14 protein-coding genes are annotated in these 15,371 nt (G+C 59.5%); 6 read left to right on the forward strand and 8 right to left on the reverse strand.

Annotated elements, in window-relative coordinates:
• Positions 1-25 precede the first annotated feature (25 nt).
• Positions 26-2,347, forward strand: coding sequence for a response regulator (locus KW837_RS17410; RefSeq protein ID WP_218397497.1), 2,322 nt, complete (start codon positions 26-28; stop codon positions 2,345-2,347).
• Here KW837_RS17410 and KW837_RS17415 read toward each other — a convergent pair.
• From KW837_RS17415 to msrB, 3 genes are all read right to left on the reverse strand, one after another.
• Entirely contained in the window at positions 2,331-2,792 is a 462-nt protein-coding gene (locus tag KW837_RS17415) for a MarR family winged helix-turn-helix transcriptional regulator (protein ID WP_038982224.1), read from the reverse strand. The two genes, KW837_RS17410 and KW837_RS17415, sit on opposite strands and share 17 nt — an antisense overlap.
• Positions 2,789-3,274, reverse strand: coding sequence for a glutathione peroxidase (locus KW837_RS17420; protein WP_218397499.1), 486 nt, complete (start codon positions 3,272-3,274; stop codon positions 2,789-2,791). Before KW837_RS17420 ends, KW837_RS17415 begins: the two co-directional genes overlap by 4 nt.
• A gap of 187 nt (positions 3,275-3,461) precedes the next feature.
• Positions 3,462-3,857, reverse strand: a complete 396-nt coding sequence (msrB, locus tag KW837_RS17425) for a peptide-methionine (R)-S-oxide reductase MsrB (protein WP_123723198.1) — start codon at positions 3,855-3,857, stop codon at positions 3,462-3,464.
• 225 nt (positions 3,858-4,082) lie between these two features.
• Here msrB and KW837_RS17430 point away from each other — a divergent pair, with 225 nt between their 5' ends.
• Together KW837_RS17430 and htpX are read left to right on the forward strand one after the other, a co-directional pair.
• Positions 4,083-5,294 carry a pyridoxal phosphate-dependent aminotransferase gene (locus KW837_RS17430; RefSeq protein ID WP_123497595.1) on the forward strand — a complete coding sequence of 404 codons (1,212 nt, stop codon included), beginning with the start codon at positions 4,083-4,085 and terminating at the stop codon, positions 5,292-5,294.
• 317 nt (positions 5,295-5,611) lie between these two features.
• Positions 5,612-6,502 (forward strand): protease HtpX, encoded by an 891-nt coding sequence (htpX, locus tag KW837_RS17435; protein ID WP_218397501.1) that lies wholly within the window; start codon positions 5,612-5,614, stop codon positions 6,500-6,502.
• A gap of 194 nt (positions 6,503-6,696) precedes the next feature.
• Here htpX and KW837_RS17440 read toward each other — a convergent pair whose 3' ends face one another.
• Positions 6,697-7,350 (reverse strand): thiopurine S-methyltransferase, encoded by a 654-nt coding sequence (locus KW837_RS17440; protein ID WP_218397502.1) that lies wholly within the window; start codon positions 7,348-7,350, stop codon positions 6,697-6,699.
• Positions 7,351-7,453: 103 nt separating this feature from the next.
• On the opposite strand from KW837_RS17440, the gene KW837_RS17445 reads away from it, so the two are divergent.
• Positions 7,454-8,221, forward strand: a complete 768-nt coding sequence (locus tag KW837_RS17445; protein ID WP_218397503.1) for a class III extradiol ring-cleavage dioxygenase — start codon at positions 7,454-7,456, stop codon at positions 8,219-8,221.
• A gap of 218 nt (positions 8,222-8,439) precedes the next feature.
• Here the strand turns inward: KW837_RS17445 and KW837_RS17450 are convergent, their stop codons facing one another.
• Positions 8,440-10,113 (reverse strand): DEAD/DEAH box helicase, encoded by a 1,674-nt coding sequence (locus tag KW837_RS17450; RefSeq protein ID WP_007899905.1) that lies wholly within the window; start codon positions 10,111-10,113, stop codon positions 8,440-8,442.
• A gap of 422 nt (positions 10,114-10,535) precedes the next feature.
• Between KW837_RS17450 and KW837_RS17455 the strand changes: the two genes are divergently transcribed.
• Positions 10,536-11,327, forward strand: a complete 792-nt coding sequence (locus KW837_RS17455) for a crotonase/enoyl-CoA hydratase family protein (RefSeq protein WP_192344086.1) — start codon at positions 10,536-10,538, stop codon at positions 11,325-11,327.
• Positions 11,328-11,437: 110 nt separating this feature from the next.
• Here KW837_RS17455 and KW837_RS17460 read toward each other — a convergent pair whose 3' ends face one another.
• On the reverse strand, positions 11,438-12,193 hold the full coding sequence (locus KW837_RS17460; protein WP_123501247.1) for a spermidine synthase: 756 nt from the start codon (positions 12,191-12,193) through the stop codon (positions 11,438-11,440).
• 151 nt (positions 12,194-12,344) lie between these two features.
• Here KW837_RS17460 and KW837_RS17465 point away from each other — a divergent pair, with 151 nt between their 5' ends.
• Positions 12,345-13,691 carry a class II 3-deoxy-7-phosphoheptulonate synthase gene (locus KW837_RS17465; protein WP_007899909.1) on the forward strand — a complete coding sequence of 449 codons (1,347 nt, stop codon included), beginning with the start codon at positions 12,345-12,347 and terminating at the stop codon, positions 13,689-13,691.
• 89 nt (positions 13,692-13,780) lie between these two features.
• On the opposite strand, the gene KW837_RS17470 is transcribed toward KW837_RS17465, so the two are convergent.
• Both KW837_RS17470 and KW837_RS17475 read right to left on the reverse strand, forming a co-directional pair.
• Positions 13,781-15,010: a winged helix-turn-helix domain-containing protein gene (locus KW837_RS17470; RefSeq protein ID WP_218397504.1), complete on the reverse strand. Its 1,230-nt coding sequence runs from the start codon at positions 15,008-15,010 to the stop codon at positions 13,781-13,783.
• Between the two features lie 64 nt (positions 15,011-15,074).
• Complete coding sequence (locus KW837_RS17475; RefSeq protein ID WP_008075682.1) at positions 15,075-15,290, reverse strand: DUF1127 domain-containing protein; 216 nt, start codon at positions 15,288-15,290, stop codon at positions 15,075-15,077.
• Positions 15,291-15,371 lie beyond the last annotated feature (81 nt).

Here is a 15,371-nt window from a genome sequence, read left to right on the forward strand (position 1 = left end):
GGAAACGGAAGTGGTTCAACATCCCATGGATATCAAGTTCAGCCACCGGCTGTCGTACAAACAGGCCAGGATTACGGTGCTGGCCGGCTTCATTCTGGGCACGCTGCTCAGCCTGCTGCAAATAGGCATCGATTATGCCAGCGAAGACGCCTCCATCAACCGCGAAATACTGTCCTTGCTGGAAATCAGCCATAACCCCGCATCTCGCATCGCTTACAACATCGATGCCGAACTTGCTCAGGAACTGGCCCTGGGTCTGTTGCGCTCGCCGGCAATCATCGGCGCGCAATTGACCGACAACAACAATACCGTGCTGGCCAGCGTCAAACGTCCGGGCCTGGAAAACAATGACCGGATGATCAGCGACTTCCTGTTCGGCGCCAACCGGCAGTTCGCAGACCGCCTTTACCTCGACCACTTGCCGGACGAATCCCTCGGGACCTTGCAACTGGAAGTCGATACCTACACCTTCGGCAGTCGTTTCCTGCGCCGGGCCGAAGTGACCCTGCTCAATGGCTTCGCGCGCAGCCTGATTCTCACGGGCATTCTGCTGGCGCTGTTTTATGTGATGCTGACCAAACCGCTGGTGCGGGTTATCCGCGAACTCAGTGGCCGTGATCCGCGCAGCGCGGAACCGACGTTGCTGGAGTGTCCGATGGGGCATGAAAACGATGAAATCGGAGTCTTGGTCAAGGTCGCCAATCAACAGTTTGAAAACATCGCCACCGAAATCCAGCAACGGCGAAACGCCGAAAACCGCCTGACCGACTACCTCTCGCAACTGGAAAACATCGTCTCGGCCCGCACCGCGGAACTCAAGGCGATCAATTCCCGCCTCAGCCAATCGAACGAGGAGCTGGAGGTCGCCCGCAGCACTGCCCTGGACATGGCCGAAGCGCGTTCGGTATTCCTGGCCAACATGAGTCATGAAATCCGCACGCCCCTCAACGGTCTGCTGGGCATGATCGCGCTCTCGCTGGACGGCCCGCTCAACGCCGAGCAGCAGCAACAACTGTCCATCGCCCATGACTCGGGCAAAGTGCTGGTGGAACTGCTCAACGATATTCTCGACCTGTCGAAGTTCGATGCCGGCCAGCTCGAACTCGAACACATTCCGTTCGACCTTGGTTCGCTAATCGAAGACACCGCCAACCTGCTGTCCCAGAACGCCGCGCCCAGTGTCGAGCTGGCATGCCTGATCGACCCGCAATTTCCCGCTCTGGTGCTCGGTGATCCGACCCGGGTCCGGCAGATCGTCAGCAACTTGTTGTCCAACGCTCTCAAATTCACCCGTTTCGGACGGGTCGATGTGCGTCTTTCAACGTTCGAAGACGGTGTGCGAATCGAAGTCTGCGACACTGGCATCGGCATCGCCCAGGATGCGCAGGTGAAAATCTTCCAGCCCTTCACCCAGGCCGGTGCCGGTATTACCCGGCAATTTGGCGGCACCGGGTTGGGCCTGGCGCTGACTTATAGCCTCTGCGAAGCCATGCAAGGGCGTCTGACGATCAGCTCGGAAGCGGGCTTCGGCAGCCAGTTCTGCGCCGACCTGCCCCTGCCCTGCCATACCCGGGCCATTTCCCCGGCCGCACTGCGGGGCAACATCGTCGCGATCACCGCCGCCAGCAGCGGTCTGGCGGAACTGCTGCACAGTCTGCTGCCCAGCTGGGGCCTCGACTATCAGCAGCGTTCCATTGATGACCGGTTGATCGGGCTGAAGCCGGATGTGCTGATCACCGACTGCCCCGAATGCCTGTTTGGCCTGCGCCCTACCTTCACCGCGCCGATTCTGCTGGTGACCGCCTACGGCAGTTTCCTGCCCAGCGACCAAGTCAACGCCCTCGCGCCCTTGCAGCAACAGGCGCGACCTCTGGCGCGCAATGCGCTTTACCAGACATTGCGGCGGATCTTGCAGCCGGAACTCACCACCATCAACGGGGCGCGGATCGAAGCCATCTCACCCCTGCGACGCGGACGCATCCTGCTGGTGGAGGACAATCCGGTCAATCAGTTGGTGGCCAAAGGCATGCTCGGAAAACTCGGTTGCGAGGTGAGCGTCGCGGCCCACGGCGGCGAAGCGCTGGATCAGCTTGAGCAGAGCGAATTCGATCTGGTGCTCATGGACTGCAACATGCCGGTGATGGATGGCTATGAAGCCAGTCGGCAGATTCGTCGCAGCGGGCGCTGGCCACAGCTGCCCATCGTCGCCCTGACCGCCAACGCCATGTCCGAAGAGCGCGAACGCTGCCGTGCGGCGGGCATGAGTGACTACCTGGCCAAACCTTTCCGCCGGGAAGAACTGGCTGCTTTGCTCGACTTGTGGATACCTACTACGACAGCGCTTTGATTTGCCCCAGCAGGTGATCGAGGCCATCGCGCAGATCATTCAGGCGATCCAGATCGACACCGCTATCGCATAACAGCCGGGCCTTGAGCGGCCCGACCTGATCGCGCAAAGCCTTGCCGGCGGGCGACAGGCTCAAGTGCACCTCACGCTCATCGCGCGCCGAACGCTGACGCTGCACCAGTTGCAGTTGCTCAAGCCGCTTGAGCAGCGGCGTCAAGGTTCCGGAGTCCAGCGCCAGGCGCTCACCCAGGGCCTTGACCGTCGGCTGCTCCGGCGCCGCCTCCTGCCATTCCCACAGCACCAGCATCGCCAGGTATTGCGGGTAGGTAAGGCCCAACTGATCGAGCATAGGCTTGTAGGCACGGATCACCGCCCGCGATGCGGCATACAGCTTGAAGCAGAGCTGACTGTCGAGCTTCAGTGAATCAACTGACAACGTATTCATTTGAGCAGGGCTTCGATCTCGCGGCTCAGGTCCTGCGGCTTGGTCGCCGGAGCAAAGCGCTTGACCAACTTGCCATCCTTGCCGATCAGGAACTTGGTGAAGTTCCACTTGATGCCCTTGGATCCCAGCACGCCCGGTGCGCGTTTTTTCAGCTGAACGAACAGTGGATGGGCTCCGGCACCATTGACTTCGATCTTCTTGAACAGCGGGAAGCTCACCCCGTAGTTCAACTCGCAGAACTCGGAAATCGCCCCCTCGTTGCCCGGCTCTTGCTTGCCGAACTGATTGCAGGGAAAGCCGAGCACCACCAGGCCTTGATCCTTGTAGGTCTGCCACAACTCTTCGAGACCTTTGTATTGCGGGGTGAACCCGCATTTACTGGCGGTGTTGACCACCAGCACTGCTTTGCCGGCGAAATCGGCCAGGGTCTTTTGCTCGCCCTTGATGGTGGTGCAAGGGATGCTCAACAGGTTGTCGCTCATGGCACGAACTCCGAGTGGAAGAACAAAGACCAAACATAGCGAGCAATTGAATTGCGTGCAATTTAAATTGTGAGACGCTGATCCTCTGTAGGAGCGAAGCTTGCTCGCGAAGGCGTCTTAACATTCAACACTGATATTGACTGACCCGACGCCTTCGCGAGCAAGCTTCGCTCCTACGGGGCTCGCCTTACTCGCGGGGAACGAGGTCCAGGCACACCGAGTTGATGCAATAACGCAGGCCAGTGGGTGGCGGACCGTCCGGAAAAACGTGCCCAAGGTGCGCATCACACTTGGCGCAGACCACTTCGGTGCGGATCATGCCGTGGCTGACATCACGGATCTCGACCATGGCGCTGTCGCCGATCGGCGCGTAGAAGCTCGGCCAGCCGCAGCCGGAATCGAATTTGGTCTTTGAATCGAACAGCGGCGCATTGCAGCAGATGCAGTGGTAAACACCGTCGACCTTGCTGTCGTTGTACTTACCGGAGAACGGCCGCTCGGTGCCCTTGAGGCGGCAAACGTTGTACTGCTCCGGATCGAGCATGGCCCGCCATTCTTCCAGGGTTTTTTCCAACTTTTCCATGATCACACCTCAGCAGCTGAAAAAGCCCGATCTGTACCTTTTCCACGGATCGGGCGGCACGTATGATTGCGCCTCGTCAAACGCCAGTCTGGCAGCCAGACCACGCGCATTCAAACGGATTATGAGTGCCGCCACTCAAGGCGTCAGGCCTGTGTGAATACGCAGGATTCCCAGTACGGTCGTTCATACGCCGCCTGGATCGTTCATTTTCGGGAACACATCGCCATGCAGGTCAGCAAATCGAACAAGCTCGCCAACGTCTGCTACGACATTCGCGGCCCAGTGCTCAAGCACGCCAAACGCCTGGAAGAGGAAGGCCATCGCATCCTCAAGCTGAACATCGGCAACCCGGCGCCCTTTGGTTTCGAAGCGCCGGATGAAATCCTTCAGGACGTGATTCGCAACCTACCGACCGCCCAGGGCTACAGCGACTCCAAGGGCCTGTTCAGCGCCCGCAAGGCCGTGATGCAGTACTACCAGCAAAAACAGGTGGAAGGCGTCGGCATCGAAGACATCTACCTGGGCAACGGCGTTTCCGAGCTGATCGTGATGTCGATGCAGGCCCTGCTCAACAACGGCGACGAAGTGCTGGTGCCGGCTCCCGACTATCCACTGTGGACTGCCGCAGTCAGCCTGTCGGGCGGCAACCCGGTGCATTACCTGTGCGACGAGCAGGCTAACTGGTGGCCGGACCTGGCCGACATCAAGGCCAAGATCACGCCGAACACCAAGGCGCTGGTGATCATCAACCCGAATAACCCGACCGGTGCGGTGTACTCGAAGGAAGTGCTGCTGGGCATGCTGGAACTGGCCCGTCAGCACAATCTGGTGGTGTTCTCCGACGAGATCTACGACAAAATCCTGTACGACGACGCCGTGCACATCTGCACCGCCTCGCTGGCGCCGGACTTGCTGTGCCTGACCTTCAACGGTCTGTCCAAGTCCTATCGCGTGGCCGGTTTCCGCTCCGGCTGGGTCGTCATTTCCGGCCCGAAACATCATGCCCAAAGCTACATCGAAGGCATCGACATGCTGGCCAACATGCGCCTATGTGCCAACGTGCCGAGCCAGCACGCCATTCAGACCGCGCTGGGCGGCTATCAAAGCATCAACGATCTGGTGCTGCCGCAAGGGCGTCTGCTGGAACAGCGCAATCGTACCTGGGAGCTGCTGAACGACATTCCGGGCGTGAGCTGCGTCAAGCCGATGGGCGCGCTGTATGCGTTCCCGCGGATCGACCCGAAAGTCTGCCCGATCCACAACGACGAGAAATTCGTGCTCGATCTGCTGCTCTCGGAGAAGCTGCTGGTGGTACAAGGCACGGCCTTCAACTGGCCATGGCCGGACCACTTCCGTGTGGTCACCCTGCCACGACTCGACGACCTGGATCAGGCGATTGGCCGGATCGGTAACTTCCTCAAATCCTATCGCCAGTAAGTGGCCTGTCACCGTGCGACGCGGGTTAAAGTCGCACGGTGATTAATTCAGCAACACATCTGTGCACCCTACCCTGTATCGTTGTTTCAAGCGCTGACGGACGACACGTTTCATGCCCGCGCCTAACAACGGCGGGGGCCTGCGACGCTAATTAGCTGACAACCGTTTCCCATGCCGACGTCGGAAATACCCTTCAAGCCGCTAGACTGTTGCTGTAGGACACAGTTTGAAATAGTCACTCGGTTGAATAGCCCGGTGCAGCACCTTATATACCCCGCAGTACGCTACATCTTTAGCACGAGGAGATTTCTACAACCATGATGCGCATTTTGCTGTTTTTGGCCACTAACCTGGCGGTCGTGCTGATTGCCAGCATCACCCTGAGCCTTTTCGGCTTCAACGGGTTCATGGCGGCCAATGGGGTTGATCTCAACCTCAATCAGCTGCTGATTTTCTGTGCGGTCTTTGGTTTCGCCGGTTCCCTGTTCTCGCTGTTCATCTCCAAGTGGATGGCGAAAATGAGCACCAGCACCCAGATCATCAGCCAGCCGCGCACCCGGCACGAGCAATGGCTGCTGCAAACTGTCGAGCAATTGTCCCGCGAAGCCGGGATCAAGATGCCCGAAGTCGGGATTTTCCCGGCCTATGAAGCCAACGCCTTCGCCACCGGCTGGAACAAGAACGATGCACTGGTCGCGGTCAGCCAGGGCTTGCTCGAGCGTTTCTCGCCGGATGAAGTGAAAGCCGTTCTGGCCCACGAAATCGGCCACGTGGCCAATGGCGACATGGTCACCCTGGCGTTGATCCAGGGCGTGGTGAACACCTTCGTGATGTTCTTCGCCCGGATCATCGGTAACTTTGTCGACAAGGTGATCTTCAAGAACGAAGAAGGCCAAGGTATCGCCTACTACGTAGCGACCATCTTCGCTGAACTGGTCTTGGGCATCCTGGCCAGCGCCATTGTCATGTGGTTCTCGCGCAAACGCGAATTCCGTGCCGACGATGCCGGTGCACGCCTGGCGGGTACCAGTGCAATGATCGGTGCCCTGCAGCGTCTGCGTGCAGAACAAGGGCTGCCGGTGCACATGCCGGACACGCTGAATGCCTTTGGCATCAATGGTGGCCTCAAACAAGGGTTCGCCCGTATGTTCATGAGCCACCCGCCTCTGGAAGAGCGAATTGACGCATTGCGTCGTCGGGGCCAATAAATTCCGCACTAAAAGAAAAGGCCCGCAGCGATGCGGGCTTTTTTTGTCTGCTTGATAGGGTGTTCTCAATGGCCTCTTCGCGGGCAAGCCTCGCTCCTACAGGTCTTGTGTCGTTCACATAATCGGCGAATAACACAAAACCTGTAGGAGCGAGGCTTGCCCGCGAAGGGGCCGACACAAACAACACAAATCTATCAGCTGGAAATCCGATACACCCGCTCCTCAAGCCGCGTGACACCGGCCTCAAGAAACTTCCAGCTCTCACCCAGGACGTCCTGGTCTTCCAGAATCTTCAGCGCCCACACATCGCCGAACAACCGCTGCACCTCATCATCCAGCACCGCAAACGGCGGCCCGTCCATCTGCGCCTGATCGTAATCCAGGGTAATCAACAGCCCCAGAGAATCCTTCGGCAGAATGCGAATCAAATGAGCCGCGTATTGCGCACGCATCTCTGGCGGCAGGGCAATCAACGCCGCACGGTCGTACAACCCGCTGCAGTCGGCCACATCGCCTGCCGTCAACTCAAAGAAATCGCCACACCACAACTCGATTGAACCGGCACGGTAGACCTTGAATGGCCCCTGCTCACTGACATCCGGGTCAAATTGATGCTCAGCGAAGAAATCCTCCACGGCCTTTTCCGACAGCTCAATCCCCAAGACCTCATGACCTTGGTGCGCCAGCCACAACAGATCCAGACTTTTCCCACACAGCGGCACTAGAACACGAGCGCCCTCTTCCAGGCCCAACGCTGGCCAAAACCGTTGCAGATGTGGATTCACTTCCGGCAGATGAAAGCCGATCTGATTCGACGCCCATCGTTTGTGCCAAAACTCCGGCTGCATAATTAACCCCGAAAAATTCGATCAAAAGACCCTAAAACTTATATTAGATTTAGATCAATGATCTGACTGAAGATGGTGCCATCTTACTCTCAGGAGCTCATTCATGTTCCCCAGCCTGTATATCTCTCATGGCTCCCCGATGCTAGCCCTGGAACCCGGTGCCAGCGGACCGGCTCTGGCGCGTCTGGCCGCCGCATTGCCGAAACCCAAAGCCATCGTGATGGTTTCCGCGCACTGGGAAAGCAGCGAACTGTTGGTCAGCGGCAACCCTCAGCCTGAAACCTGGCACGACTTCGGCGGCTTTCCGCAGGCCTTGTTCGAGGTGCAATACCCGGCCCCGGGCAATCCGCAACTGGCGGCGGAGGTGGTCGAGCTGCTGAAGGCCGATGGCCTGCCGGCGCGCATCGACAGCCAGCGACCGTTCGATCATGGCGTTTGGGTACCCTTGTCGTTGATGTATCCGCAGGCTGACATCCCGGTGGTGCAGGTCTCGCTGCCCACCCGTGGCGGCCCTGCCCTGCAAACTCGCATCGGCCATGCCTTGGCCAGCCTGCGCGAGCACGGTGTGCTGTTGATCGGCTCCGGCAGCATCACCCACAACCTGCGCGAACTGGACTGGCACGCCGGCCCGGAAAGCGTCGAACCCTGGGCCAGGGCGTTCCGCGACTGGATGATCGAGAAGCTTGAAGCGAATGACGAAGCCGCATTGCACGACTATCGTCAGCAAGCTCCTAATGCTGTGCGCAGCCATCCGAGTGACGAGCATCTGCTGCCACTGTACTTTGCCCGTGCGGCTGGGGGTGAGTTCAGCGTTGCCCATCAGGGATTCACCATGGGAGCTCTGGGCATGGATATTTATCGCTTTGGCTGACAGGTAGACCGAGTCGCCCCCCTTCGCGAGCAAGCCCGCTCCCACACTGGATCTGCGACGTACATAAATTCTGAATTCACTGAAGATCAAGTGTGGGAGCGGGCTTGCTCGCGAAGGGGGCGACACAGCTCTCCAGGCAAGACATCAAACAGCAGGCAAAAAAAATCCCCGAACCAGTCGGGGATTTTTTATGTGCGATCAATCAGCTCGAGAGCGGATCAATCTTCGCGATAGCGACGCAGCTTCAACTGCTTACCGGCAACGCGAGTGTCCTTCAGTTTGGTCAGCAGCTTCTCCAGACCATCTTCCGGCAGCTCGACGAGGCTGAAGCTGTCACGCACCTGGATGCGACCGATGGCTTCACGTGCCAGACCACCTTCATTCAGGATGGCGCCCAGCAGGTTCTTGGCAGCGATACCATCACGCGCACCCAGCGCGGTACGGCAACGAGCACGACCTTCAGCCAATGGAACCGGAGCACGACGCTCGCGATCACCACGGTCCGGACGATCACCGGAACGCTCTGGACGATCGCCACGCGGTGCGTTGTTCGGCACCAGTGGACGTTCTTTCTCGATTGCGGCCAGGGTCAGCGCCTGAGCGTTGGTTGCCTTGCGCAGCAGAGCAGCGGCCAGTGCACGCGGGGTGCAACCGATGTCGGCGGTCAGGCGATCCAGCAGATCACCGTGAGTCGATTCGGCATCAGCGACCAGCGGCGACAGGCTGTTGGTCAGTTTCTTGATGCGAGCATCGAGAACCGCCTGGGCGTCCGGCAGACGAACTTCGGCAACCTTCTGACCGGTTACACGCTCGATCACTTGCAGCATGCGGCGCTCACGAGGAGTCACCAGCAGCAGTGCACGACCTTCGCGACCGGCACGGCCGGTACGGCCGATACGGTGAACGTAGGACTCAGGGTCGTACGGCATGTCAACGTTGAACACGTGAGTGATGCGCGGAACGTCCAGACCACGAGCGGCAACGTCGGTCGCCACAACGATGTCCAGACGGCCATCCTTGAGGGATTCGATCACGCGCTCACGCTGGTTCTGAGCAATGTCACCGTTCAGCGCAGCGGCTTTGTAGCCTTTGGCTTCCAGGGCACTGGCCAGGTCCAGGGTCGCTTGCTTGGTGCGCACGAACATGATCAGGGCGTCGAAATCTTCCACTTCCAGCAGGCTCAATACAGCCGAGGTCTTCTGGTCAGCGTGAACCAACAGGTGAGCCTGTTCGATCGCGGTAACGGTCTGAGTCTTGGTCTGGATCTTCACGTGTTGCGGATCGCGCAGATGGCGTTCGGCAATGGCACGGATCGACTGCGGCAGGGTGGCCGAGAACAATACGGTCTGACGGGTTGCAGGCAGGGCCTTGAAGATAACTTCGAGGTCGTCCATGAAACCCAGTTTGAGCATTTCATCAGCTTCGTCGAGAACCAGGTGGTTCACGGTAGCCAGAACTTTTTCGTCACGACGCAGGTGGTCGCACAGACGGCCCGGCGTGGCGACAACGATCTGTGCGCCATTACGGATTGCTTTCAGTTGTGGGCCCATAGGCGCGCCGCCGTAAACGGCCACAACGGTAACGCCCGGCATTTGCTTGGCGTAGGTTTCGAAAGCGGTTGCTACTTGCAGCGCCAACTCACGGGTTGGCGCCAGGATCAGGGCTTGCGGCTCGCGCTTAGCAGGATCGATGCGATGCAGGATCGGCAGGGCGAACGCAGCGGTTTTACCCGTACCGGTTTGCGCCTGACCAATCATGTCGTGACCGGCCATGATGATCGGGATCGATTGCTGCTGAATAGCCGAAGGTTCTTCGTAGCCGGTCGCAATGACAGCTGCAAGAATATTCGGATTAAGATTAAAAGCGGCGAAGCCGCCGGTTTCCTGGGTCATGGGTCTGCCTCTAAGTGCATCCGCAAAGACCCATGCTCCAAAGCTGCGCATGCCGTGTAAGACTCAAGAGTCGCCCTGGCTGCTTTGTCGGCGGGGATTTGCGAAAACGAATGAATGAAAAAGATTCGTCAAGGAAGAGTCCGCTGTGCGGACGTGCAGCCGAAGCTGGCTTCGGGGAATTGCGCTACCTAAACGCGGCCCGGTTAAAGGCCGGCGCGCACTATACCGGAATTCGCCCAAAAAGGGAGCTTTTTTTATCGGAAAAAACCGGCGCATACCGTTGTGTCACGGGCTTTGCGGATAATTGTGCGACGGTCTATTTTGCAAAGGCCCGGCCCTGCTGACGATGGCGCTAAAACGGTTCACTCTAGCGACGCAGCCCCTTCGGTCTGACACCCCTTCCCCACCCGAGGAAATGCCCCATGAATCAGCCCAGTCCCAGTCGTGTAACCCGTGAACGACACGGTCATGTCCTGATGATCGGTCTGGATCGGGTGGCCAAACGTAATGCCTTCGACCTCGACCTGCTCAACGAACTCAGCCTGGCCTATGGTGAGTTCGAGGCCGACAGCGAGGCGCGGGTGGCGGTGGTGTTCGGCCATGGCGAGCATTTTACTGCCGGGCTCGATCTGGTCAGCGCCGGCGCGGCCCTGGCCGAAGGCTGGCAGGCGCCGCCCGGTGGCTGCGACCCATGGGGCGTGCTCGCAGGCCCTCGGGTCAGCAAACCGGTGATTGTCGCGGCGCAAGGCTACTGCCTGACCGTTGGCATCGAGCTGATGCTGGCCGCCGACATCAACCTGTGCGCCAGCAATACCCGTTTTGCCCAGAAGGAAGTGCAGCGCGGAATCTTCCCGTTTGGCGGCGCGACCTTGCGCCTGCATCAGGTCGCCGGCTGGGGCAATGCCATGCGCTGGCTGCTCACCGGCGATGAATTCGACGCCCATGACGCCTTGCATCTGGGGTTGGTGCAGGAGGTCATGGCCAGCGAGGATTTGTTGCCGCGGGCCATTGAATTGGCGGAGCGGATTGCCCGACAGGCACCGCTGGGGGTTCAGGCGACGTTGATGTCGGCCCGGCAGGCACGCTATGAGGGTGAAATGGCGGCAGCTCAGGCCTTGCCGGCGCTGGTGAAAAAATTGTTGAACAGCGAGGATGCCAAGGAGGGTGTGCGGTCGATGATCGAGAAGCGGCCGGGGGTTTTCAAAGGGGTTTGAGGGATGTATTGGCTGCGAGGCCCTCTTCGCGAGCAAGCCCGCTCCCACATTAGAACGCGATCCAATGTGGGAGCGGGCTTGCTCGCGAAGGGGCCCTTACAGGCAACCATTCAAGTCGCAGGCCGAATCGCCTTGATCAACGACTGCAACGAATACCCCAATCGCGGTGCCAGGCCTTCAGCGCGCGCGATCAGCCCATCCATGTCCAGTTCCTGATCCAGCTCAGACGGCACGATCAGAATTACGTTGCCCTCTTTGACTGGCAACTCCCAGTAATGCCGGTGATAGAGACCGCGCAACAACGCCGCCCCCAACGGTCGACCATCGTCGGTGGCCCACTGGTTGATCACCAGCCAGCCACCCGGGTTCAACCGTTTCTGACAGTTTTCCAGAAAACCCCAGGCCAGATGCCCGACACCCGGCCCGACATCGGTATAGAGGTCGACGAAAATCAGATCGGCCGGCTCAGCCGTTTCGAGTAGTTCCAAGGCATCGCCGACGCGGATGTACAGGCGCGGATCGTCATCGAGCCCGAGGTATTCGATGGCCAGGCGCGGTACATCCGGGCGCAGCTCGATGGCTTCGACGTCTTCCAGCGGCAGGAACTTGAGGCAAGCCTGGGTCAGCGTGCCTGCACCGAGCCCGAGAAACAGCGCGCTTTCCGGCAGCTCGTGGCACAGCGCGCCAATCAGCATCGCCCGGGTGTAATCGTACTCGAGCCAGCTCGGGTCAGCGGTGAACACACAGCTCTGTTCGATGGCATCACCGAACTCCAGGAAACGGTAATCGGCCACTTCCAGCACGCGAATCACGCCGAACTCATCCTGTACCTCGGCGAGCAGATGCTCGACGCGCTCCTCAGTCATTTCGTCTCCTGATCGTCACCGGGATCCGGCAACGTAATAAGACCGCGTGGGTGGCGCGGCAAAGGCGCGATTGTCCGCGAAGCGACGGGAACAGGTCACGCACTAATTGCTGATAACATAACCGTCCGAGCGTAAAACACTAGAGACTGCAATGAGCCAACCCTGGAGCCCTGACAGCTGGCGCGCCCTGCCGATCCAGCAACAACCTCAATACCCCGACGCAGCGCATTTGCTGCACGTCGAGCAAACCCTGGCGAGCTATCCGCCGCTGGTGTTTGCCGGTGAAGCCCGGGAGTTGCGCCGTCAGTTTGCCGAAGTGACCCAGGGCCGGGCGTTTCTGTTGCAGGGCGGCGACTGCGCCGAGAGCTTCGCCGAATTCTCCGCCGCAAAAATTCGTGACACGTTTAAAGTGTTGCTGCAAATGGCGATCGTCATGACCTTCGCCGCCGGTTGCCCGGTGGTCAAGGTCGGACGCATGGCCGGCCAGTTCGCCAAACCCCGTTCGGCCAACGATGAAACCATCAACGGCGTGACGCTGCCGGCTTACCGTGGCGATATCGTCAACGGCATCGGTTTCGACGAAAAAAGCCGTGTACCGGACCCGGATCGTCTGCTGCAGTCTTACCACCAGTCCACCGCGACCCTGAACCTGCTGCGTGCCTTTGCCCAGGGCGGCTTTGCCGACCTGCATCAGGTGCACAAGTGGAACCTGGACTTCATCGCCAACTCGGCGCTGGCCGAGAAATACAGCCATCTGGCCGACCGCATCGATGAAACCCTGGCCTTCATGCGCGCCTGCGGCATGGACAGCTCGCCACAACTGCGCGAAACCAGTTTCTTCACCGCCCACGAAGCGCTGCTGCTGAACTACGAAGAAGCCTTCGTGCGTCGCGACAGCCTGACCAACGACTACTACGATTGCTCGGCCCACATGCTGTGGATCGGCGACCGTACCCGTCAACTGGACGGTGCGCATGTCGAATTCCTGCGTGGGGTGCACAACCCGATCGGCGTGAAGGTCGGCCCGAGCATGAACCCCGAAGACCTGATTCGCCTGATCGATGTGCTCAACCCGGACAACGACCCGGGTCGCCTGAACCTGATTGCGCGGATGGGCGCGAACAAGGTCGGCGATCACCTGCCGCAGCTGATCCGCGCAGTGCAGCGCGAGGGCAAGCAGGTGCTTTGGAGCTCCGACCCGATGCACGGCAATACCATCAAGGCCAGCAGCGGCTACAAGACCCGCGACTTCGCGCAGATCCTTGGCGAAGTGAAACAGTTCTTCCAGGTTCACGAAGCGGAAGGCAGTTATGCCGGCGGCATCCACATCGAAATGACCGGGCAGAACGTCACCGAATGCATCGGCGGCGCGCGGCCGATTACCGAGGATGGGTTGTCGGATCGTTACCACACCCACTGCGACCCGCGGATGAATGCCGATCAGTCGCTGGAATTGGCGTTTTTGATTGCTGAAACCCTGAAGCAGGTTCGGCGCTAAACCGCATTAAACCCTTCGCGGGCAAGCCTCGCTCCTACAGGAATTCACGATCCCTTGTAGGAGCGAGGCTCGCCCGCGAAGGCGTCGGTTCAATCACCCTCAATCTGTGCCAATGCCACCCGCAACCGCGCCGCACTTGCCCGCGGGCAATTCAATTGAATCTGCGCAAGCCCCAACCAATCCGCCATCTGCCGCAGATTCACCGCCAACGCCAACATCCCCGCCTCATCCAGCCCCGGCTCCTCCTCGTGCACGGCATGCACCGCCAACCGGCCCAACGCCCGTTCGGCGCGCAAGTCGACCCGCGCAGCAACCCGCTCATTGTGCAAAAACGGCAATACGTAATAGCCATAGATGCGCTTGTGCTGCGGCGTATAAATCTCCAGCCGATAACGGAAATCGAACAATCGCTCGGTACGACTGCGCTCCCAGATCAGCGAATCGAACGGTGAAAGCAGCGCACTGGCCTCAACCTTGCGCGGTACTTTCGGCTCTGCCAGGCAATAGGCCGGTTGCCGCCAGCCTTCAACTTCACAGACCCGCAGATCACCCGCCTCTACCAACTCCGCCAGCCGCGGCCGGCTGTCTGCCGGGCTCAGGCGAAAATAATCCCGCAAGTCCTTTTCTGTACCGACACCCAAAGCCGTGGCAGCGTGCAGTAACAGGCCGCGCTGAGCCTCGGCCTCGCCGAGCAAAGGCTGCTGAAGAATCGCCGAAGGAATCACCCGCTCCGGCAAATCATAAAGCCGTTCGAACCCGCGCCGGCCGGCCACGGTCACTTCACCGGCAGCGAACAACCATTCCAGCGCATGCTTTTCCGCGCTCCAGTCCCACCACGGCCCTGCCCGCTCCTGACGGGTCGACAAACTGCCCGCACCCAGCGCACCGAGTTCCTGAACCGACGCCAACACGCGGCGAATCGTGTCTTGCTGCTCACGACCGAAGCGCGCCAGTCGCTGATAGATGTCTTCGCCGCGGGTTGCACGCTGCATGCGCCAGCGCATCAAGGGGTACATCGACAAGGGCAACAAAGACGCTTCATGGCCCCAGTACTCGAACAATGTGCGTCGACGGCCCTGACTCCAGGCAGCCTGATCGAGCAAGTCGGAGGAGTAATTGCCAAGACGGGAAAACAAGGGAAGGTAGTGCGAACGCACCAACGCATTGACCGAATCGATCTGCAGAATGCCCAGGCGCTCGATCAGCCGGTTGAGCTGAACCGGTTTGATCGCCGCCGGCGGCTGACGCCCATTGAACCCTTGGGCAGCCAGCGCCAGACGCCGAGCCTGTTTGAGGGAAAAAGACAGTGTGGCGGGCATGAGCATCTCCTTGTCTGCTCGCAACCTACCTCACCCGCAAGTGGTTTGTGTAGCGATGGCATCATCATTTATGCATCGGATCATCCCAGAACGGTCTTACCGTCTCATGCTCCACATCCGCACGGCTCACGCCGATATCCTTCAGTGCTTCGTCGCTCAAGCCCGCCAACATTTCACGTTCACGGTGAAGTTCGTACCAGCGACTAAACTTGTGCAGCAGATCGGATACCGCGTGGATTGAGAATTTTTGTTCCGTTACATGCTCGTTGTGACCTTTCATCGTATTGCCCTCCTTTAGGGATGGCCCAAGTCTCGCGCCAGCGATAAGATCAATCCAACGAATGTTTCTGATGGCATACAT

This window comes from Pseudomonas sp. PDM24 (assembly GCF_019218905.1).
Classification (GTDB): Bacteria; Pseudomonadota; Gammaproteobacteria; order Pseudomonadales; family Pseudomonadaceae; genus Aquipseudomonas.

Excerpts from the sequence above, each read along its gene's own strand:
- KW837_RS17460 (WP_123501247.1), bottom strand. The coding sequence starts at position 12,193 with ATGACTGAGGAGCGCGTCGAGCATCTGCTCGCCGAGGTACAGGATGAG.
- htpX (WP_218397501.1), top strand. The coding sequence starts at position 5,612 with ATGATGCGCATTTTGCTGTTTTTGGCCACTAACCTGGCGGTCGTGCTG.
- KW837_RS17465 (WP_007899909.1), top strand. The coding sequence starts at position 12,345 with ATGAGCCAACCCTGGAGCCCTGACAGCTGGCGCGCCCTGCCGATCCAG.
- KW837_RS17415 (WP_038982224.1), bottom strand. The coding sequence starts at position 2,792 with ATGAATACGTTGTCAGTTGATTCACTGAAGCTCGACAGTCAGCTCTGC.
- KW837_RS17410 (WP_218397497.1), top strand. The coding sequence starts at position 26 with ATGGATATCAAGTTCAGCCACCGGCTGTCGTACAAACAGGCCAGGATT.
- msrB (WP_123723198.1), bottom strand. The coding sequence starts at position 3,857 with ATGGAAAAGTTGGAAAAAACCCTGGAAGAATGGCGGGCCATGCTCGAT.
- KW837_RS17455 (WP_192344086.1), top strand. The coding sequence starts at position 10,536 with ATGAATCAGCCCAGTCCCAGTCGTGTAACCCGTGAACGACACGGTCAT.
- KW837_RS17440 (WP_218397502.1), bottom strand. The coding sequence starts at position 7,350 with ATGCAGCCGGAGTTTTGGCACAAACGATGGGCGTCGAATCAGATCGGC.
- KW837_RS17430 (WP_123497595.1), top strand. The coding sequence starts at position 4,083 with ATGCAGGTCAGCAAATCGAACAAGCTCGCCAACGTCTGCTACGACATT.
- KW837_RS17470 (WP_218397504.1), bottom strand. The coding sequence starts at position 15,010 with ATGCCCGCCACACTGTCTTTTTCCCTCAAACAGGCTCGGCGTCTGGCG.
- KW837_RS17450 (WP_007899905.1), bottom strand. The coding sequence starts at position 10,113 with ATGACCCAGGAAACCGGCGGCTTCGCCGCTTTTAATCTTAATCCGAAT.
- KW837_RS17420 (WP_218397499.1), bottom strand. The coding sequence starts at position 3,274 with ATGAGCGACAACCTGTTGAGCATCCCTTGCACCACCATCAAGGGCGAG.
- KW837_RS17445 (WP_218397503.1), top strand. The coding sequence starts at position 7,454 with ATGTTCCCCAGCCTGTATATCTCTCATGGCTCCCCGATGCTAGCCCTG.
- KW837_RS17475 (WP_008075682.1), bottom strand. The coding sequence starts at position 15,290 with ATGAAAGGTCACAACGAGCATGTAACGGAACAAAAATTCTCAATCCAC.